The 19,527-nt window shown below is 70.4% G+C and carries 18 protein-coding genes and 1 rRNA gene; 14 read left to right on the forward strand and 5 right to left on the reverse strand.

Going from position 1 to position 19,527, the window contains the following annotated elements; translation table 11 throughout:
- Positions 1-158 precede the first annotated feature (158 nt).
- The 13 genes from rrf to ACFWPA_RS00065 all read left to right on the forward strand — a co-directional run bounded on the left by rrf (position 159) and on the right by ACFWPA_RS00065 (position 12,473).
- A 5S ribosomal RNA gene (gene rrf / locus ACFWPA_RS00005) occupies positions 159-275 on the forward strand.
- 84 nt (positions 276-359) lie between these two features.
- Complete coding sequence (locus ACFWPA_RS00010; protein ID WP_378569313.1) at positions 360-1,484, forward strand: tetratricopeptide repeat protein; 1,125 nt, start codon at positions 360-362, stop codon at positions 1,482-1,484.
- Positions 1,481-2,446, forward strand: coding sequence for an HAD-IIA family hydrolase (locus ACFWPA_RS00015; protein WP_378569315.1), 966 nt, complete (start codon positions 1,481-1,483; stop codon positions 2,444-2,446). Before ACFWPA_RS00010 ends, ACFWPA_RS00015 begins: the two co-directional genes overlap by 4 nt.
- A 91-nt stretch (positions 2,447-2,537) precedes the next feature.
- Positions 2,538-2,759, forward strand: coding sequence for a hypothetical protein (locus ACFWPA_RS00020; protein ID WP_378569317.1), 222 nt, complete (start codon positions 2,538-2,540; stop codon positions 2,757-2,759).
- 1 nt (position 2,760) lies between these two features.
- The gene (locus tag ACFWPA_RS00025) at positions 2,761-3,576 is read left to right on the forward strand and encodes a TlyA family RNA methyltransferase (RefSeq protein WP_378569319.1); all 816 of its coding nucleotides are present in this window, start codon (positions 2,761-2,763) and stop codon (positions 3,574-3,576) included.
- Positions 3,573-4,544, forward strand: a complete 972-nt coding sequence (locus ACFWPA_RS00030; protein WP_378507266.1) for an NAD kinase — start codon at positions 3,573-3,575, stop codon at positions 4,542-4,544. Before ACFWPA_RS00025 ends, ACFWPA_RS00030 begins: the two co-directional genes overlap by 4 nt.
- Positions 4,534-6,309 (forward strand): DNA repair protein RecN, encoded by a 1,776-nt coding sequence (recN, locus tag ACFWPA_RS00035; protein WP_378569321.1) that lies wholly within the window; start codon positions 4,534-4,536, stop codon positions 6,307-6,309. The genes ACFWPA_RS00030 and recN overlap by 11 nt, the downstream gene beginning before the upstream one ends.
- Positions 6,310-6,435: 126 nt before the next feature.
- Positions 6,436-7,620 carry a putative cytokinetic ring protein SteA gene (gene steA / locus ACFWPA_RS00040; RefSeq protein WP_378507264.1) on the forward strand — a complete coding sequence of 395 codons (1,185 nt, stop codon included), beginning with the start codon at positions 6,436-6,438 and terminating at the stop codon, positions 7,618-7,620.
- Complete coding sequence (locus tag ACFWPA_RS00045; protein ID WP_378507263.1) at positions 7,617-8,561, forward strand: copper transporter; 945 nt, start codon at positions 7,617-7,619, stop codon at positions 8,559-8,561. Before steA ends, ACFWPA_RS00045 begins: the two co-directional genes overlap by 4 nt.
- A 140-nt stretch (positions 8,562-8,701) precedes the next feature.
- The gene (locus ACFWPA_RS00050; protein ID WP_378507262.1) at positions 8,702-10,441 is read left to right on the forward strand and encodes a CTP synthase; all 1,740 of its coding nucleotides are present in this window, start codon (positions 8,702-8,704) and stop codon (positions 10,439-10,441) included.
- A gap of 7 nt (positions 10,442-10,448) precedes the next feature.
- A complete protein-coding gene (locus ACFWPA_RS00055) occupies positions 10,449-11,084 on the forward strand; it encodes an NUDIX domain-containing protein (protein ID WP_378569323.1) in 636 nt (211 codons plus the stop codon).
- Between the two features lies 1 nt (position 11,085).
- Positions 11,086-12,006 (forward strand): site-specific tyrosine recombinase XerD, encoded by a 921-nt coding sequence (gene xerD / locus ACFWPA_RS00060; RefSeq protein WP_378569326.1) that lies wholly within the window; start codon positions 11,086-11,088, stop codon positions 12,004-12,006.
- 89 nt (positions 12,007-12,095) lie between these two features.
- Entirely contained in the window at positions 12,096-12,473 is a 378-nt protein-coding gene (locus ACFWPA_RS00065) for a hypothetical protein (RefSeq protein WP_378569328.1), read from the forward strand.
- Positions 12,474-12,483: 10 nt separating this feature from the next.
- Here the strand turns inward: ACFWPA_RS00065 and ACFWPA_RS00070 are convergent, their stop codons facing one another.
- Positions 12,484-13,446 carry a helix-turn-helix transcriptional regulator gene (locus ACFWPA_RS00070; protein WP_378507258.1) on the reverse strand — a complete coding sequence of 321 codons (963 nt, stop codon included), beginning with the start codon at positions 13,444-13,446 and terminating at the stop codon, positions 12,484-12,486.
- Between the two features lie 170 nt (positions 13,447-13,616).
- On the opposite strand from ACFWPA_RS00070, the gene ACFWPA_RS00075 reads away from it, so the two are divergent.
- Complete coding sequence (locus ACFWPA_RS00075) at positions 13,617-15,857, forward strand: ATP-binding cassette domain-containing protein (RefSeq protein ID WP_378569330.1); 2,241 nt, start codon at positions 13,617-13,619, stop codon at positions 15,855-15,857.
- 96 nt (positions 15,858-15,953) lie between these two features.
- On the opposite strand, the gene ACFWPA_RS00080 is transcribed toward ACFWPA_RS00075, so the two are convergent.
- From ACFWPA_RS00080 to ACFWPA_RS00095, 4 genes are read right to left on the reverse strand one after another with little or no spacing between them, the layout of a single operon-like run.
- Complete coding sequence (locus ACFWPA_RS00080; RefSeq protein ID WP_378569332.1) at positions 15,954-16,583, reverse strand: response regulator; 630 nt, start codon at positions 16,581-16,583, stop codon at positions 15,954-15,956.
- Positions 16,580-17,848 carry a sensor histidine kinase gene (locus tag ACFWPA_RS00085; protein WP_378569334.1) on the reverse strand — a complete coding sequence of 423 codons (1,269 nt, stop codon included), beginning with the start codon at positions 17,846-17,848 and terminating at the stop codon, positions 16,580-16,582. Before ACFWPA_RS00085 ends, ACFWPA_RS00080 begins: the two co-directional genes overlap by 4 nt.
- A 3-nt stretch (positions 17,849-17,851) precedes the next feature.
- On the reverse strand, positions 17,852-18,592 hold the full coding sequence (locus ACFWPA_RS00090; protein WP_378507254.1) for an ABC transporter permease: 741 nt from the start codon (positions 18,590-18,592) through the stop codon (positions 17,852-17,854).
- Positions 18,593-18,602: 10 nt separating this feature from the next.
- A complete protein-coding gene (locus ACFWPA_RS00095; RefSeq protein WP_378507253.1) occupies positions 18,603-19,511 on the reverse strand; it encodes an ABC transporter ATP-binding protein in 909 nt (302 codons plus the stop codon).
- Between the last annotated feature and the right edge of the window lie 16 nt (positions 19,512-19,527).

Consider the following 19,527-nt stretch of genomic DNA (forward strand, 5'->3'; position numbering starts at 1 on the left):
GGTAACTGATGTAGGTGACTGGTACTAATAGGCCGAGGACTTACCACAAAGAAGCTACGCGTCCACTGTGCGGTATCTGAAACAACACACATGTTGTATCGGATCGAAGGGGTTTGTTCCCTTGGGTGATCGATTCGTGTGTGACAGTTTCACAGTGTTACGGCGGCCATAGCGGAGGGGAAACGCCCGGTCCCATTCCGAACCCGGAAGCTAAGCCCTCCAGCGCCGATGGTACTGCACTCGACAGGGTGTGGGAGAGTAGGACACCGCCGTACATAACATCCGAAAGGGGACCCAGTCACTGGGTCCCCTTTCGTGTTTTCATGGACAGTGCCAGTGTTGTCTTCGAAGGAGAAGTCGTGGCGGACAACAACGAAGACCGTCGTTCGTATGGAAGCGACGATCGGGATCGGCGTCGCGGTGGCGGCTCGCAGGGCGGGAACGCTCGCGGCGGCCACGCTCAGGACGGGCACCGGCGAGACAGGAACACCGGCGAGAGCCGGGACGGCGGCGGCGGCCACCGCGGCCAGGAACGCCGATCCGAGGGCGGGTTCCGCGGCGGCGACCGCAGGCCGGACCGGCGCGCAGGTGACGACCGCCGTTCCGGCGGTGACCGATCGACCGGGCGCGGTGACACCCGCGGTGAGCGCCGGTCCGACGGCGGCTACCGCGCTGCAGGCGGCGACAACCGATCGGATCGCCGATCCGGTGGTGACCGGCGCGGTGGCGGGCCCCAGCGGCGCGGCGGCGAAGGCGCCTTCGCGCCCCGGCCCCGCGACGGCGGCGTCTACCCCGAGCGGCGGGCGGCGCGTCCGGACGAGCCGGAACTACCCGAGGACATTCAGGCGGGCGAGCTCGACCCCGCGGTCCGTCGTGACCTGCTCAGCCTCGACAAGTCGAATGCGAATACCGTCGCCCGTCATCTGGTGATGGCGAGCAAGCTGCTCGAGGACGACCCGCAGCAGGCTCTCGCCCATGTTCGCGCCGCCCGGCAGCGCGCAGGCCGGGTCGCGGTGGTCCGGGAGACCGCGGGCATCGTGGCCTACCACGCCGGCGAATGGGCGGAGGCGTTGTCGGAGTTGCGGGCGGCGCGGCGCATGGCCGGTGGGCCCGGCCTGCTCGCCGTCATGGCCGACTGCGAGCGCGGTCTCGGCCGCCCGGAACGCGCGATCGAACTCGGCCGCAGCGAGGAGGCCCGCGCACTCACGGGTGACGAGGCCACCGAGCTGCGGATCGTCGTTGCCGGGGCGCGGATGGACCTGGGACAGGCCGACCAGGCCGTGGTGACCCTCCAGACCCCGGAACTCGACGCGTCGAAGACCGGCCCGACCGCGGCCCGGCTCTTCTACGCGTACGCGGATGCGCTCGTCGCGGCTGGTCGGGTCGAGGACGGGTTGAAGTGGTTCCTCAACTCGGCCGCGGCGGACCTCGACGGCGACACCGATGCCGAGGAGCGGGTGGCCGACCTATCCGGCGACCAGTGAGCCGATCGGCACTCCGGGAGCACCATGACGTGCTGCTCCTCGATCTGGACGGAACCGTGTACGCGGGGCCCCATGCGATTCCTGGCGCCAGGGAGGCGCTGGTGGTCGACGGCGGGCCGAGGCTGTATTACGTCACCAACAACGCCAGTCGCAGTCCCGGCGAGGTCTCCGGACACCTGAACGAACTCGGTTTTCCCGCAACGGAATCCGAGGTCGTCACCAGCTCCCAGTCGGCAGCCCGGTTGTTGGCGCTGCGGGTTCCGCCCGGCTCCCCGGTGCTCGTCGTCGGGACCGAGGCGTTGGCCGAGGAGGTCCGCGTCGTCGGGCTGCGCCCGGTGCGCAGCTTCGACGACCACCCGGTCGCGGTGGTGCAGGGGCACTCACCCGACACGGCGTGGCGGATCCTCGCGGAGGCAACCCTCGCCATCAGGGCCGGGGCGTACTGGGTGGCGACCAACATCGACACCACGCTGCCGACCGAGCGCGGACTGTGCCTGGGCAACGGCTCGATGGTGGCGGCACTGCGGACCGCGTCGGGTCGTGACCCGGAAGTCGCGGGGAAGCCTGCGCGTCCACTGATGGACGACGCCGTGCGACGCAGCGGCGCACAACGGCCACTGGTGGTCGGGGACCGCATTGACACCGACATCGCGGGGGCGAACGAGGCGGGCCTCGAGTCGCTGCTCGTGCTGACCGGCGTCAGCACCCCGGCCGACCTGCTGGCCGCGCCCCCCGCGCAGCGCCCGACCTACCTCGCGACGGCCCTCGCGGCGCTGGCCGAGGCTCCGGATGCGCTGCGCATCGCGCCGCACCCGCAGGTGAGCACCGCCGTCGCAGGCACGGTGCTCACCGTGGACGCCGCTCGCACCGTCGATGCGGTATCCGTGCTGCGCGCCGCCCTCGCCGCCGCCTGGGCCGCCCCCGAGGTGACCGAGGTGCGCGGCGTCGATCAGCTCCGCTGACCGTGCGTGATTTTCACCCCGACCCGGGTGAAAATCACGCACGGGCGCCGCAGGCGCGCGGGGCCGGGGCGATCGGCTAGCGTTGACCGCGATGAGTACGCCGACACCGAAGCCAGGACAGCACCTGCCGGGCCCGCCGCGGACGGTCGACCCCGCGGAGATCCACGCGGAGGTCGACGGCCTTCTCGCGGAGCTGACCACGGCCTCCCTCGACAGCCCCGACGGACACCGAGCCATACCGCCGCACGCCCACGTGCTTGAGCGTGCCCACGACGTCCTGGTGCAGGCCCTCGAGACAGTGGACAAGGTCTGAGGTGGCCAGGCGCGCACGAGTCGACGCCGAACTCGTTCGGCGAGGTCTGGCTCGCTCCAGGGAACACGCCGCACAGCTGATCGCGGACGGCCGGGTACTGATCAACGGGGCGGTCGCCGTCAAACCCGCGACCGGTGTGGAAACGGGAACCCCGCTGCTCGTCACCGAGGAAACCGACGAGGTGTCGTGGGCGTCGCGTGGCGCCCACAAACTCCTCGGCGCGCTCGAGGCATTCGAGCCGCACGGGCTGTCCGTCGCGGGCAAGCGCTGCCTCGACGCGGGCGCGTCCACCGGCGGATTCACCGACGTGCTGCTGAGCCGGGGCGCATCCCGCGTGGTGGCCGTCGACGTCGGATACGGGCAGTTGGTCTGGCGGCTGCAGTCCGACGACCGGGTCACCGTCGTCGACCGGACCAACGTGCGGTCCCTCGAACCGGACCAGATCGGTGGTCAGGTCGACGTGGTCGTCGCGGACCTGTCGTTCATTTCGCTGAAGCTGGTGCTCGGTGCGTTCGTCGCCTGCGCGGCCGACGGCGCCGACCTGGTCCCTATGGTCAAGCCGCAGTTCGAGGTCGGCAAGGAGCGTGTCGGATCCGGTGGCGTGGTGCGGGATCCGGCGCTGCGCGCCGAGGCCGTGCTCGATGTTGCCCAGGCCGCCGACGCCCTGGGACTGCGCACACTCGGCGTCGTGGCCAGTCCGTTGCCGGGGCCCTCCGGCAACGTCGAATTCTTCCTGTGGCTCCGCAAGCAGGCCGAGCCCGGTGCCGACGACGTCGCGGAGCTCGTGCGGCGCGCGGTAGAGGACGGCCCGCAGTGACCCCGCAGCGGGGCGACCGCGAGATCCTCGTCGTCGCCCACACCGGCCGCGCCGAGATCACCGACATCACCTGCCGGATCGCCCGGGTCTTCGCCGACGCCGGTATCGGCCTGCGGGTCCTCGCGTCCGAAGCCGACCACACCAGCCCGCAGCCCGCGGACCGCCCCGACCTCGGGGGGCCGGACGGCCGCCCGCCGACCGTCGTCGAGCCCGGGCCCGCCGCCGCGGTGGGATGCGAGCTGGTTCTGGTCCTCGGCGGCGACGGCACCTTCCTCCGCGGCGCGGAACTGGCGCGGGCCGCAGACATTCCGGTGCTCGGCATTAACCTGGGCCGGATCGGGTTCCTCGCCGAGACCGAGGCCGAACACCTCGAGGAGGCGCTCGGACTTCTCGTTCGCCAGGACTACCGGGTCGAACGCCGGATGACGATCGACATCGTGATCCGGGTGGACGACGTGATCGTCGACCGCGGCTGGGCGTTGAACGAGGCCAGCATCGAGAACGTCTCCCGGCTGGGGGTGCTCGAGGTGGTGCTCGAGGTCGACGGCCGGCCGGTGTCGTCGTTCGGCTGCGACGGTGTCCTCGTGGCGACCCCGACCGGCTCCACCGCGTACGCGTTCTCCGCAGGAGGCCCCATCGTCTGGCCGGAACTTGAAGCGCTGCTGGTGATTCCGAGCAACGCGCATGCGCTGTTCGCGAGGCCCCTCGTCACCAGCCCGGAATCGCTGATCGCGATCGAGACCTTCGCGGGCGGCCACGACGGGGTGGTCTTCTGCGACGGCAGTCGCACCCTGGCCGTCCCTGCGGGCGGGCGCGTCGAGGTGGTCCGTGGCGCGGACCCGGTCAAGTGGATTCGACTGGACTCGGCACCGTTCGCGGACCGGATGGTGCGCAAGTTCGACCTGCCGGTGCGGGGGTGGCGCGGCCGAGGCGGTCGCGGGGAAGGAGACAGCAGGGGTGCTCACTGAAATCCGGATCGACTCCCTCGGCGCGATCGCCAGCGCAGGCGCCCGGTTCCACGAGGGGCTGACGGTCCTGACCGGTGAGACCGGCGCGGGCAAGACGATGGTGGTCACCAGCCTGCACCTGCTCAGCGGTGCGCGCGCGGATGCGGGCCGGGTCCGGGTCGGGGCCGAGCGCGCGGTCGTGGAGGGCCGGTTCTCCACCGCGAACGTCGCTCCCGCCGCCGCCGCGGAGGTGGACCGCCTGCTCGACTCCACCGGCGCCGAACGCGACGAGGACGGAACCCTTATCGCGGTGCGCACCGTCGGCGCCGACGGCAGGTCCCGCGCGCACCTCGGTGGGCGCAGTGTGCCCGCCGGGGCGCTCGCCGAGCTGACCACCCCGCTGCTCACCGTGCACGGGCAGAACGACCAGTTAAGGCTGCAGCGCCCCGATCAGCAGCGCGCGGCCCTTGACGAGTTCGGGGGCGCCGCAGTCGGTTCCCTCCTCGACAAGTACCGGGGCCTGCGGGCTCGGTGGCTCGAGGCGCGCGCCGAACTCGACGACCGCACCCGCAGCAGCCGGGAACTCGCGCAGGAGGTGGATCGGCTCGAGTTCGCGTTGAACGAGATCGACGCGGTCGACCCGGCCCCCGGCGAGGATGCCGCGATCGTCGCGGAGGTGCGTCGTCTCGGCGACCTGGACTCGCTGCGCTCGACCGCGGCGGACGCACAGGCCGCGCTGGTCGGCGCGGCCGACCTCGGCTCGGACGTCGGCCCCGACGCGTCCGGCGCGTTGGACCTGCTCGGCGACGCCCGCGCCCGTCTCGACTCGTCCGACGATCCGGCGCTGACCGCGCTCGCGCCGCGGCTGGCCGAGGCGATCACCGTCCTCACCGACGTGTCATCGGACCTGACCGGATACCTTGAGGACCTGCCCGCCGATCCGGGTGCCCTCGACACCCTGCTCGGGCGGCAGGCGGAACTGAAGTCGCTGACCCGCAAGTACGCGGCGGACGTCGACGGCGTCCTGGACTGGGCCGCGCAGGCGAGGGAGCGGCTCGGCCGGATCGACGTGTCCGCGGACGCACTCGCCGCGCTCGCGGCCCGCGTCGACGAGGCGGCAGGCGCGGTCGCTGCTGCCGCTGCGGCGCTGTCCAAGGCGCGGGCGAAGGCAGCGGTGAAGCTGGGCAAGGCGGTGTCCGCGGAACTCGCCGGTCTCGCGATGGGCAAGGCGACGCTCGAGATCACGGTGCGTCCGATCCCCGCGACCGCCGAGGACGCGGCACCGCTCGACGTGGCCGGGGTGCGGCTGCACGCGGGCGGCGCAGGCGTCGACGAGGTGGAGTTCCGGCTCGCCGCGCACTCCGGAGCTCCGGCGTTGGCGCTCGGGAAGAGCGCATCCGGCGGCGAACTGTCCCGGGTGATGCTGGCGCTGGAGGTCGTGCTCGCCGGTGCGCAGTCCGGCTCGACGATGGTCTTCGACGAGGTCGACGCCGGGGTCGGTGGCCGCGCCGCGGTCGAGATCGGGCGTCGTCTCGCCCGCCTGGCCCGGACCCATCAGGTCATCGTCGTCACCCACCTCCCGCAGGTCGCGGCCTTCGCGGACACCCACCTCGTCGTCGACAAGGTGGACGGAGCCCGCAGCGCGGATTCCGGTGTGCGGACGCTGACGGACAGCGAACGGGTGGGGGAGCTGGCCCGGATGCTCGCCGGCCTCGGCGACACCGAAACCGGCCGGGCGCATGCCGAGGAGCTGCTCGCGACGGCGAACGCCGAGCGCACCGCGTAGCCGGTGCTCGGGTCACCCGTTCGGGTCGCCGCCAGCGTGTCGCTGATGGTGATTGTGGGACGCGTGGGGTAGGAGATTCGGCGCGCCTCCCCGGCCGGAGACCTCGTCGGCGTCATCATCGTTGGCATGAAGATGCCCGCTCTGTTGTCACGAAACACCGAATCGCTGCCGGGCGTCACCGGCATCGCCAGGGTTGACCGCAACACGGCGAAGCTGCTTCGCCGCGTCGGCCCCGGCGACATCGTCGTCCTCGACGAGCTCGACCTGGACCGGCTGACCGCCGACGCGCTGGTCGAGGCGGGCGTCACCGCCGTCGTCAACGCGTCCCCGTCGATCTCCGGCCGCTACCCCAACCTCGGTCCCGAGGTGCTCGTCGCGAACGGGATCGTCCTCGTCGACTCGGTCGGGGAGGAGGCGTTCAAGAAGGTCAAGGACGGCGCGAAGATCCGCCTCCACGACGGCGACGTCTACACCGGTGAACGGCGCCTGGTCGGCGGTGTCGAACAGTCCGAGGCGGAGATCTCGGACCTGATGATCGAGGCCAAGACCGGTCTCGTCGACCACCTCGAGGCGTTCTCCGGCAACACGATCGAGTTCATCCGCACCGAGAGTCCGCTGCTGATCGACGGTGTCGGCGTCCCCGACGTCGCCGTCGACCTGCGGGACCGGCATGTCGTGGTGGTCGCGGACGGGCCGGACCACGCGGCGGACCTGAAGAACCTCAAGCCGTTCATCAAGGAGTACGCGCCGATCCTGATCGGTGTCGGTGCGGGCGCGGACACGCTGCGCGCCGCCGGGTACCGGCCCGACCTGATCGTCGGCGACCCGGACCACGTCAGCGCGGCCACCCTCAAGTCCGGCGCCGAGGTGGTGCTCCCCGCGGACCCGGACGGGCACGCCCCCGGCCTCGAACGCATCCAGGACCTGGGCATCGGTGCGATGACCTTTCCCGCCGCCTGCGCGCCAGCCGACCTGGCGTTGCTGCTCGCGGACCATCACGGTGCCTCGCTCATCGTCACCGTCGGCAGCACCGTCTCGCTCGACGAGTTCTTCGACCGGGGACGGCGCGACGCCAATCCGGCGGCGTTCATGACCCGGCTGAAGGTGGGGCCGAAACTGGTCGACGCCAAGGCGGTCGCCACCCTCTACCGCAGTCGGGTGTCCGGCGCCGCGATCGCGCTGCTCGTGCTGGCGGCGCTGACCGCGGTGATCGTCGCGCTGGTCGTGTCGAACATCGGCGGCGAGGCCCTGGACTGGGCGGTGAACACCTGGAACAGCTTCGCGCTGTGGATCCAGGGATTCTTCAAGTGATTTCTGCGCGTCAACACGCGATCTCCATCGCGGCGATCTTCCTGGCACTGGCGATCGGCGTCGTGCTCGGGTCGGGCACCCTGTCCGATTCGCTGCTGTCCGGGCTGCGCGACGACAAGTCGCAGATGCAGGACCAGATCAACGACCTGCATCAGTCGAACAATCAACTGGGGGAGCAACTCTCGGCCGCCAACGGGTTCGATGCCGCGGTCGGATCCCGGGTGGTCCGGGATGCGCTTGCCGGGCGCACGGTGGTCGTGGTGACCACCCCCGACGCGGACCCGGGCGACCTCGACGGGCTGACCCGGCTGATCGGGGCCGCTGGCGGCAGCGTCACCGGACGGGTCGCGGTGACGGAGGCCTTCGTCGACGCAGCCAACGGCGACCAGCTGCGCACCATCGTGACCAACGTGATCCCGGCGGGCATCCAGCTGCGCACCGGCGCCGTCGACCAGGGCAGCCTCGCGGGCGACCTGCTCGGGTCGGTGCTGCTGCTGAACGCGCAGTCGGCGCAACCGCAGAGCACCCCCGAGGAACTGGCGCTGGCCCTCGACGCGCTGCGCGCGGGCGGGTTCATCGCCTACGACAACGGCGCGGTGGCGCCAGCGCAACTCGCGGTGGTGCTGACCGGTTCCGGTGCCGATGCGGACGGCGGCAATCGGGGCTCGATCGTCGCGCGGTTTGCCGGGGCACTCGACAGTCGGGGAGCGGGTGCCGTCCTCGCGGGCCGCCCCGGCTCCGCGGCGGGCAACGGACCCGTCGCCGTGGTGCGATCGGACACCGCGCTGTCGGCAGGCGTGTCCACCGTCGACGATGTGGATCGCGAGTCGGGACGGATCACCACGGTGCTCGCGGTGCAGGAGCAACTCGGCGGCGGATCCGGACGGTACGGGACCGGTCCCAATGCGATGGCGGTCACGGTCGGGGCGCCGATCGGCTGAGCATCACACGGGCCCGCGGCCCGGTAACGGGTGCGGCGTGCAGAGGTTCGGCCGCACAGGTGTTACCGTGAAGTCCCGTGGGTCGGCAGGCCCCAGCTATACCCTTGGTCAAGTCCTGCAAGTCGTCACGGGAGTCCTTCTTGCCACTGTCACGCAGTCACACGCGTACCGCCACCAAGCACATCTTCGTCAGCGGGGGCGTCGCGTCCTCGCTCGGCAAGGGCCTGACGGCGTCCAGCCTCGGGCAGCTGCTCACCGCCCGTGGCCTGCGGGTGACGATGCAGAAACTCGACCCCTACCTCAACGTCGACCCGGGCACCATGAACCCGTTCCAGCACGGTGAGGTGTTCGTCACCGAGGACGGCGCGGAGACCGACCTCGACGTCGGCCACTACGAGCGGTTCCTCGACCGCGACCTCAACGCGTTCGCGAACGTGACCACCGGGCAGGTGTACTCCTCGGTGATCGCGAAGGAGCGGCGCGGCGAGTACCTCGGCGACACCGTCCAGGTCATCCCGCACATCACCGACGAGATCAAGTCCCGCATCCTCGCGATGGCTGGCGCGGACGCCGACGGCCAGGTGCCGGACGTCGTGATCACCGAGATCGGCGGCACCGTCGGCGATATCGAGTCGCAGCCCTTCCTCGAGGCGGCCCGCCAGGTGCGGCACGACGTCGGTCGCGACAACTGCTTCTTCCTGCACGTGTCGCTGGTGCCGTACCTCGGTCCGTCCGGGGAGCTCAAGACCAAGCCGACGCAGCATTCGGTGGCGGCGCTGCGCAACATCGGTATCCAGCCCGACGCGCTGATCCTGCGCTGCGACCGGGACGTGCCGCAGGCGCTGAAGGCGAAGATCGCGCTGATGTGCGACGTCGACGTCGATGCCTGCATCTCCACCCCCGACGCCCCGTCGATCTACGACATCCCGAAGGTGCTGCACAGCGAGGGCCTCGACGCCTACGTGGTGCGTCAGCTCGGCCTGCCGTTCCGGGATGTCGACTGGACCGTGTGGGGCGACCTGCTCGAGCGGGTGCACAACCCGCGCGAGACGCTGCGCGTCGCCCTCGTCGGCAAGTACGTGGACCTGCCCGACGCCTACCTGTCCGTCACCGAGGCGCTGCGGGCCGGCGGCTTCGCGCACCGCGCGAAGGTCGAGATCGACTGGGTGCCGTCCGACGTGTGCGAGACCGAGGCGGGCGCGCAGCAGGCGCTCGGCGAGGCGGACGCGATTCTGATCCCCGGTGGGTTCGGCATCCGCGGCATTGAGGGCAAGCTCGGCGCCATCCGCTACGCCCGCACCCGCAAGCTTCCGCTGCTGGGCCTGTGCCTCGGCCTGCAGGCGGTCGTCATCGAGGCCGCGCGGTCGGTCGGCCTCGACGACGCCAACTCCGCCGAGTTCGAGCCCGACACCACCCATCCCGTCATCTCCACGATGGCCGACCAGGAGGACATCGTCGCGGGCGAGGCCGACCTCGGTGGCACCATGCGGCTCGGCGCCTACCCGGCGGTGCTGGCGAAGGGGTCCGTCGTCGCGAAGGCGTACGGCAGCGAGACCGTCTCCGAGCGGCACCGGCACCGCTACGAGGTGAACAACGCCTACCGGGACCGGATCGCGAAGTCCGGCCTCAAGTTCAGCGGCACCTCCCCGGACGGGCACCTCGTCGAGTTCGTCGAGCTGCCCGCCGACAAGCACCCGTTCTTCGTTGCCACGCAGGCGCATCCGGAGCTCAAGAGCCGGCCGACCCGCCCGCACCCGCTGTTCGCCGCGTTCGTCGGGGCGGCCCTGAAGTACAAGGCGGCCGAGCGGCTCGAGGTCGACGTGCATCCCGAGGACTCGGCGGCGCAGGCCGACGGCGTCGACGCGCCGACCGCGGGCTGACCGTGCGATGAGCCGTCCGGGAGAGCACGACTTCGCCACCGTCGGCAGCCGCACCGTGTACGAGGGCGCGATCGTCGCGTTGCGGGTCGACGAGGTGGCGATGCCGGGCGGCACGACCGCGCACCGCGAGGTGGTCGAGCACCACGGCGCGGTCGCGGTGGTCGCGGTCGACGAGCGGGACCGCCTGGTGCTGATCAACCAGTACCGGCACCCGCTCGGGCGGCGGCTGTGGGAACTGCCCGCCGGGCTCCTCGACGCGGCAGGCGAGGACCCGGTGGACGCCGCCCGCCGGGAACTCGTCGAGGAGACGGGTCTGACCGCCGACCGGTGGTCGGTGCTCGTCGACGTCGCCGCGTCGCCCGGCTTCACCGATGAGGTGATCCGGGTGTACCTGGCGACCGGACTCACCGAGGTGGACCGGCCGGACCCCGAACACGAGGAGGCCGACCTCGAGATCGTGCGGCTCCCGGTCGCCGAGGCCGTCGACCGGGCGCTGGCGGGGGACATCGTGAACGCGACCGCGCTGTCCGGGATCCTGGCGTTGGCCGCGTCCCGTGCCCGCGGGGACGGCCGCGGCCGGCCGGTCGACGCAGACTGGATCGACCGGCCCACCGCGTTCGACCGGCGAGGGCACGGCGCCTGAGGTGCTCGGGACGCAGGTGTCGAGTTACCTGGCGCACCTCGCCGTCGAGCGGGGCGTCGCCGCGAACACGCTGTCGTCCTATCGCCGGGACCTGGAGCGGTACAGCGAGTACCTCACCTCGCGGGGGATCGACGACCTCGACCGGGTCGCGGAACGACACATCACCGACTTCGTGGTCGTGCTGCGCCGCGGTGACACCGGCAACGGGGTGCGTCCGCTGGCGCCCGCGTCGGCGGCCCGTGCCCTGATCGCGGTCCGTGGGCTGCACAAGTTCGCGACCGCGGAGGGTTTCACCCGCGCCGACGTCGCGCACGCCGTGAAGCCACCTGCGCCGAGCCGACGGCTCCCGAAGGCGCTACCGGTCGACCAGGTGATCGCCCTGATCGAGTCGACTGGCGGCGAGGATGCGGCCGATCAGCCGCGGGCACTGCGGGATCGGGCGCTGCTCGAGGTGCTGTACACGACCGGCGCCCGGATCTCCGAGGCCGTCGGGCTGGACCTCGACGACGTCGACGTCGTCGACCGCGCGGTGCTGCTGAGAGGCAAGGGCGGCAAGGATCGCGTCGTCCCGATCGGCCGCCCCGCCCTCGCCGCGCTTGAGGCGTACCTGGTGCGCGGCAGGCCCGCGCTCGTGGTCCGCGGAGGCCCCGCCGTCTTCCTCAACTCCCGCGGCGGCAGGCTGACCCGGCAGAGTGCCTGGCAGGTGCTGCGCTCGGCGGCCGACCGGGTCGGACTCGCCGACGGGGTGTCCCCGCACACCCTGCGGCACTCGTTCGCCACCCACCTACTCGACGGCGGCGCCGACGTGCGCGTCGTGCAGGAACTGCTCGGCCACGCCTCGGTCACCACCACACAGATCTACACCCTGGTCACGATCGGCTCGCTGCGGGAAGTGTGGGCGGGCGCACACCCCCGCGCGTAATCACAGGCCGCGCTGGCGATCCCGCGCAGCAGTAACGTCGCATCGCACCCGAACGACAGGTGGGGTAGCTGCTACTGGAGGGGAACTCAATGGGAAGCACACTTCTCGCGGCTGCCCGCGCGACGGCCGTTGCCGTGTCAGGGTTGGCGTTCGTGGGTGTCGTCGGCTCCGGCACCGCCCAGGCCGACCCCGCCCCGTGTGTCGTGCAATGGGACGCATTCACCGCGGCGGCCACCTGCCATGACACCGGTGCCCCGCCCGGCAGGGAGTATGCCCTGGTCGTCGACTGCTGGGGTCTGCACGGGATCCCCAACGCCTTTCCGCTCTATGCGATCGGCCCCTACAGCCAGTCCAGTCCCTCCTTCGCGCCGACAGGCCAGGCGACGGGGGCATGCGGCACGAACTGGGGCGCCCCTTCGATGAACCTCGGTGTGATCACCGGCGCCCACGTGGCGACCTATCGCTGATCGTTGGCCGCTACCGGTCCACGACCGCCGCGAGGAGTCGGTGCCCGGCGTCCGCGATGTAGGCCGCGAACTCGTCCGATTCCTCGATGGTGAAGCCGAGGCCGGAGAGGACTAGCACGGTGGCGAGCCACTCGCAGGAATCGACGTGGGCGGTGTACCGACAGCGCGAACCGTCGATCGGTTCGAGAGACCCGTCGATGCGGTGGAGACGTGTCGCGGCATCGCGCGCGTCCGTGTGCAGGGTCAGCACGACCCGCAGGGACGCCGGCCCGCGGTACCGATCGCCGACGTGACCCGCGACATCGTCGGTCGGTAGCGGCCGGGGGCGGAACGTGGCGTTCGCCGGAATCGGCGACGAGATCCGGTCGAGTCGGAAGCTTCGCCAGTCGGCACGGGTGGTGTCCCAACCGAACAGGTACCAGCGTCCCCTGACGCGCACGATCCGATAGGGCTCGACGGTCCGGCTGCTGCTTCGTCCGCCGCGCGCGTGGTCGAAGGTGACGCAGGTGTGCGTCGTGATGCTGTCGGCGAGCCGGCGCACGGTGTCCGAGCTGGGCTGCGGGTGGCGGGTGGCCTCGATGTCGATGGCGGCGAGCAGGTGGTCCGTTCTCAGCCGCAGGGCCCTGGGCAGGAGGCGGCGAAGCTTCGTGATCGCGCGGTCGGCGGCGTCGGACTCAAGGTCGACGCCTGCCCCGCCCGCCGTGACGAGCCTGAGCCCGAGCACCACGGCGACGGCCTCGTCGTCGTCGAGCATGAGGGGCGGGAGCGCCGCTCCGGCGACGAGCCGGTAGTGGCCACCCGGTCCGCGGGTGCTCACCACCGGATAGCCCTGTTCCCGCACGTGCTCGATGTCGCGGCGCAGGGTGCGCGGGGTTGTCTCCATCGCGGCGGCCAGGTCGGCGGCGGACCAGTGGCGGCCCGACTGCAGTAGGGACAGCAAGCGCAGCATCCGTTCCCGCGTGGTCCCCATCATCGGCCTCCTGATCTGACAGCCCCCGTAATTGTGGTCAGAATGCGACCACAATGGATTGTAGCGTCGAGAGCATGAATCGGGATGCGGGTGATGGTCCGGGCCGTGATCGAGGATTGTGGATCACGGCCCTGGGTGCGCGGACGAACAACCTTCGTGACCTGTCGGTGCGCGTGCCCAAGCACGTCCTGACGGTGTTCACTGGCGTGTCCGGGTCGGGGAAGTCGTCCCTCGCGTTTGACACGATCGCGGCAGAAGCGCAACGGTTGGCCGCCGAGAGCTACCCGGTGTTCGTGCGCAACCGGCTCCCACAGCATCCGCCGGCCGATGTCGACCTCGTGGACGGGTTGACGTTCACCACGATTGTCGACCAGCGCCGCTTCACCGGTAACGCCCGTTCGACCATCGGCACCGCCAGCGACATCGCACCCCTGCTGCGTCTGCTGTTCTCCCGGCTCGGGGAGCCCTCGGCAGGATTCTCGCCCTCGTACTCGTTCAACGATCCGAGCGGAATGTGCCGGACCTGCGAGGGCATCGGCACTGTGGACGACATCGATCTGACGCGACTGCTCGACACCTCGCGGAGTCTGCGGGAGGGTGCGGTGCGGTTCCCGTCCTTTGCGCCGGGCACCTATCGGTGGAAGCGATTGGTCCATGCCGGCCTCGTTGACCCGGACGTCCCGCTCACCTCTCTGCCGTCGGCGGAGCTGGACAGCCTGCTGAACGCGCAGGGACTGCGCCTGACGAATCCGCATCCCGAGTACCCGGAATCGCGGATCTTCGACGGAATCCTGCCGAGGCTACGGAACTCGTATCTCCGCAAGCGGCCAGCGCGGCTCACCGACGAGGAGAAGGTCGCACTGGACCACATCGTCACCCGGCGTACCTGCCTCGACTGCGGCGGCACGCGACTGAACGCCCGCGCCCGCGCGAGCCTGATCGACGGTCGTTCGATCAGTGACTGGTCGGCTCTGCCGGTCAGCGACCTGCGTGAGGTAGCCGCGGGGGTGCGGTCGACCGCGGTCGCCCCGCTGCTCCGGGCCGTCGGAGACCGGCTCGCCGCCCTCGACACGGTCGGCCTCGGCTACCTCAGCCTTGACCGGGACTCGAGTTCACTCTCTGGCGGTGAGGCGCAGCGCGTGAAGATCGTGCGTCACCTCGGCAGCGCGCTCAGCGACGTGACCTACGTCTTCGACGAGCCAAGCACCGGTCTGCACCCGCATGACGTGCACCGACTGCTCGAACTACTCGCGCGGCTCCGCGACGCGCACAACACGGTCCTGGTGGTCGAGCACCATCCCAGTGTCATCGCTGCCGCCGATCACATCATCGACCTCGGGCCGGGCGCGGGCACGAACGGCGGCACCATCCAATACGAGGGCGACCCCACCGGGCTGCTGCAGGCGGACACCGACACCGGCCGCATGCTGGTCTCGCCGATCCGCGTGCGGGACCGGATCAGAACGGTCCGTGGGTCGGTGACGATCGAGAATGCCCGCACCCACAACCTGCGTGACGTCACGGTCGAGGTTCCCCTCGGTGTGCTCACCGCCGCCTCCGGCGTTGCGGGCTCCGGGAAGAGCACGCTGTTCGCTACCGAGCTGCCCCGGCAGCATCCGGGCTTCCTGGTCGTGGACCAGGCGCCGTTGAGGGGTGGCGTTCGCTCGACGCCCATCACCGTTCTCGGTGTCGCCGAGTCCATTCGTAGCGTCTTCAGTGCTGCCACAGGTCTTCATCCATCCTGGTTCAGCGCGAATGGGCGCGGGGCCTGTCCGGTTTGCAAGGGCAAGGGCAGCATCGTCACCGACCTCGCGTTCCTCGACGACGTGCAGACCGCGTGTGACGCCTGTGGCGGGTCACGCTTCAACACCACCACGTTGGCCGCAACCTTCCGCGGCCACACGGTGGCGGACCTCCTCGCGATGAATCCGTCCCGGGCGATCGAACTGCTTGCCGAGCGCCCCGACATCGCCGACCGGCTCCGCTGGATCGAACGCGTTGGGCTCGGCTATCTCTCGATCGGCCAGAGCCTCGACACCTTCTCCGGTGGTGAGCGTCAACGGCTGTTGCTTGCCCGGCACCTCGGGGACGGCACGGACGTCAGCGAGCTGAGAATCGTGCTGGATGAGCCGACCGCCGGCCTGCACGGCACCGATGTCGACCGCCTGCTTCATCTCTTCGACGAACTCGTCGACGCCGGAGCAACGATCGTCGTCATCGAGCACAACCTGCGGGTCATCGCGCACGCCGATCACGTCATCGACATCGGCCCCGGTGCAGGCCACCACGGTGGCGTTGTCGTGTTCCACGGCAGCCCTCACGAGCTGATCCGCTCCACCGCATCGGTCACCGGCCGCTACCTCAGGCAAGCCACAACTCGATCCTCCCGGGCATCCGAACGGATCGGGTCGTGAAACACCTTCGTGCCCAGCACCATCCGGCGCTCGCGTGCACGGCGAACGCATCGTCTCCGCGAGCCGCCCCGACACGACCGACCGATCACCGCTCCGTCAGTGTCGCGGAGTCAGGTAGCCGCGGGAGAACGCCGTGGCAACGGCGGCCGCACGGTCATTGACACCGAGCTTCGCGTAGACGTGCAGCAGGTGTGTCTTGACCGTCGCCTCGCTGATGAACAGTTGCCTCGCCGTGTCCCGGTTCGTCGAGCCGCCGGCGATCAGCTCGAGCACCTCGAGTTCACGCTGCGACAGCGGCTCCCGTGCCGGTTGCCGCAGCTGGCCGACGAGCCGGGTCGCGACGGCTGGAGAGAGCATCGCCTGGCCCCGGGCCGTCGCCTGCACCGCCCGGAACAGTTCTTCCCTCGGCGCGTCCTTCAGCAGGTAGCCCGTTGCGCCGGCCTCGATTGCGGGCAGCACGTCGCTGTCGGTGTCATACGTGGTGAGCACCAACACCCTGGCGGGCACCCCCCGCTCGGCGAGCTCCCTGATGGCGGTGACGCCGTCGGTCCCGGCCATCCGCAGATCCATCAGAATCACGTCCGGTTGGATCCTGGTCGCGGCGGCGACGGCCTCCGCTCCGTCGGCGGCTTCGCCGAGAACCTCGAATCGGGGGTCCGCGCTGAACATGCTCCGCAGCCCGTCCCGCACGACCGGGTGATCGTCGACGATCAGCAGGGAGATCACTGCCCGCCGCCAGCCGGGATCGCCGGTACGGAGGCCGAGATCGCGGTGCCCGCGCCAGGCTCGGACTCGATGTCGAGTCGGCCGGTGAGGCGCTGCACGCGTTGCCGCATGCCTGCGAGCCCGAATCCGCCGTTCGCGGCGCCGTTCACGCGGGCGGCGCGGGGATCGAAACCGACACCGTCGTCACGCACGTCGAGGGTCACCAGGTCCTCCATGTAGGACAGGGTCAGGCCGACCCTGGCGGCGTCGGCGTGCTTGGCGACGTTGGCGAGGGCCTCCTGCGCGGCCCGCAGCAGTGTCACCTCCACATCGGTGTGCAGGGGTCTGGGGTCACCGGTGACCGTCAGGACCGCGCGGATGTCGTTGGTCTCCGACCAGCCCCGGGCCACGTCGCCGATCGCGTCCGGGAGCCGGGAGTCCGCGAGCACCTGCGGTTCCACCGCGTGGACCGTCCGACGCGCGTCGATCATTCCACCTCGCGCCAGGTCCATCGCTTTCGCAACATGTCGACGCGACGCCGACGGGCCGTCCATCGTCTGCTCGGCAGCCTGGAGTTGGGTGACGATGCCCGCGAGGCTTTGGGCCAGCGTGTCGTGGATCTCGCGCGCCATCCGCTGCCGCTCGTCCAGGACGCCTGCCTCGCGTGCCTGCGTCACCAACCGGGCGTGCAGCGCGGCGTTCTCGTCCAGTGCCGCCTCCAGCCTGGCGTTGGCGTCATGCAGGTCGGCGAGTGCCCGCGCCTGCCGGTGACCGTGCTGCTCGGTCGTGTCGGCGAAGTAGAAGAAGGTTCCGGCCAGCACGATGCTGACCACGCTGATCGCGACCCACACCCCCAGGTCGTCGGGGGTGATCCTGGACAGTCCGCCCAGGTAGGTCACCGTCATGATCAGGGACGTGGCGACAACACCGACGTACCGCCACGGGCCGGTCAGGAACAGGAACGCATGGACGTATCCGATGAAGGCGAAGATGCCGTACCAGGGCGCGAGTGCCACCAGGCAGGCGCACAGCACCATGAGCCCGGCGTAGTACACGCCGATCACCGGCCCGGCGGAGCGCGATCGGTTTAGGAGGCGAGGCCAGAGCAGCCAGACGGCGGCCACGAACGTGAGACCCAGAGCGGCCGACAGGTGCACCGAACCCGTGTGCAGCACAGTGATTGCGGTGCTCGATGCCAGGAGAAGGTACGGAAGAACCACGATGACCACGGTCTCCCGGCGCTCCGCCCGCTCGCGCCCTGCCCGCGGCGCCACCTCGTTGCTCATGATCTACTCCCACCGGAAGTACCGCGCGGCCAGTCCGCCGGCCACGATCGTCCATCCCACCATGACCGCGAGATGGAGCGGTTGCGGCCAGTGCCCGGCGGTGGCGTCCTGAAGGGACTGTACGCCCGAGCCCAACGGGGTGAAGTCGCTGATCGTGCGGAGGACGTCGTTCATCGCCTCGCGCGGTATCCACAGGCCGGCGAAGAATATCAGCGGGAAGAACAGCACCAGCCCGATCGCGCCTGCGCTCGTGGCACTGGGCGCCAGCGACGCGACGAGGAGCCCGATCGTCAGCATCGCCGATGCCGTCAGCGCGAACGCGACCGGATAGGCCAGCAGGTTCCGTGGCAGGGTCACGGCGAACACCAGTCGGCCGATGACGAGCACGAGCATCGTTGTCGCAGTTGCCATGATCGTGGACATCAGTAGTTGCGCGGCAAGCATGACGGTGGGCTTGACCGGCGTGATCCGCATCCGCCGCAGGACGCCCTTCTCCCGGTAGGCGGCGAACTGTTGGGGCAGGCTGCTGGTCGCCAGCGTCGTGACGGCCAAGGCGACGACGATGGGCGAGTACAGGTCGATGATCCGTAGGCCGCCGAGGACCGGGTCGGGCTCCCGGAATGACGGGATCGCACCGAGGACGACGAGCAGGAGTGGTGGGAGCACGAGCGCGAAGATCACGCTGATCGGCTCGCGGAAGAAGAGCCTGGTTTCGGTGGCGGTGAGCCGCAGCAGGGCTGGCATGTCGGCCTCCTCAGTTCTCGACGCGGTGGCCGGTCAGCGCGACGAACGCATCGTCCAGGGAGGTCTGCTCGACCCGCAGGTCGGCTGCGGTGATGTGATGGCCGGCGAGCGCGGTGACCACGGCCGACAGGACATTTCCGGTGCCCGTCACCACGACCTGATGTCCGGCCAGCCCCACCGAGACGACCTCGGGCAGTGTGGTCAGCACCGCGGGGTCCAGTGGTTCGGACGGCCGGAACCGGATCCGCTGACGGTCCTCGACCTTCGCGACCAACCCGGCCGGGGTGTCGAGCGCGACGAGCCGGCCGGCATCGATCACGGCGATCCGGTCGCAGAGCCGCTCGGCCTCCTCCATGAAGTGGGTGACCAGCAGAACGGTGACGCCTCGGTCACGGATGCGCTCGACGAGCTCCCACGCGTCGCGACGGGCCTGCGGGTCCAGGCCGGTCGTGAGTTCGTCGAGCACAGCCACCCGTGGGTTGCCGATGAGCGCGAGCGCGATCGACAGCCGTTGCTGCTGTCCGCCGGACAGTCGCCGGTGCTGCGTGTTCAGTTTGTCGGTGAGCTTCAGTGCCCCTGCCAGCTCCCGCCAGTCGGCGGGTTCACGGTAGAAGGAGCTGTACAGATCCATCGCCTCACCGACGGTCAGCTTGCCGGGCAGCCCGCTCTGCTGCAGTTGCGCGCCGAGCAGTTGCCGCAGCTCGTCGGAGTCGTCCCGCGGGTCGATACCGCAGACGCGAATGGTTCCGCCGTCCGGGGTGCGTAGCCCCTCGATGCACTCGACGGTGGTGGTCTTGCCTGCCCCGTTGGGGCCCAGGATGCCGAAGATCTCGCCGCGCTCGACGGCGAAGCCGACACCGTTCACGACGGTGTGGTCACCGTAACGCTTGACGAGGTCGTCTACCTCGATGATTGCCATGACTCGAGCCTGCCCG

This window comes from Rhodococcus sp. NPDC058505, from assembly GCF_042720095.1.
Classification (GTDB): Bacteria; Actinomycetota; Actinomycetes; order Mycobacteriales; family Mycobacteriaceae; genus Rhodococcus_G.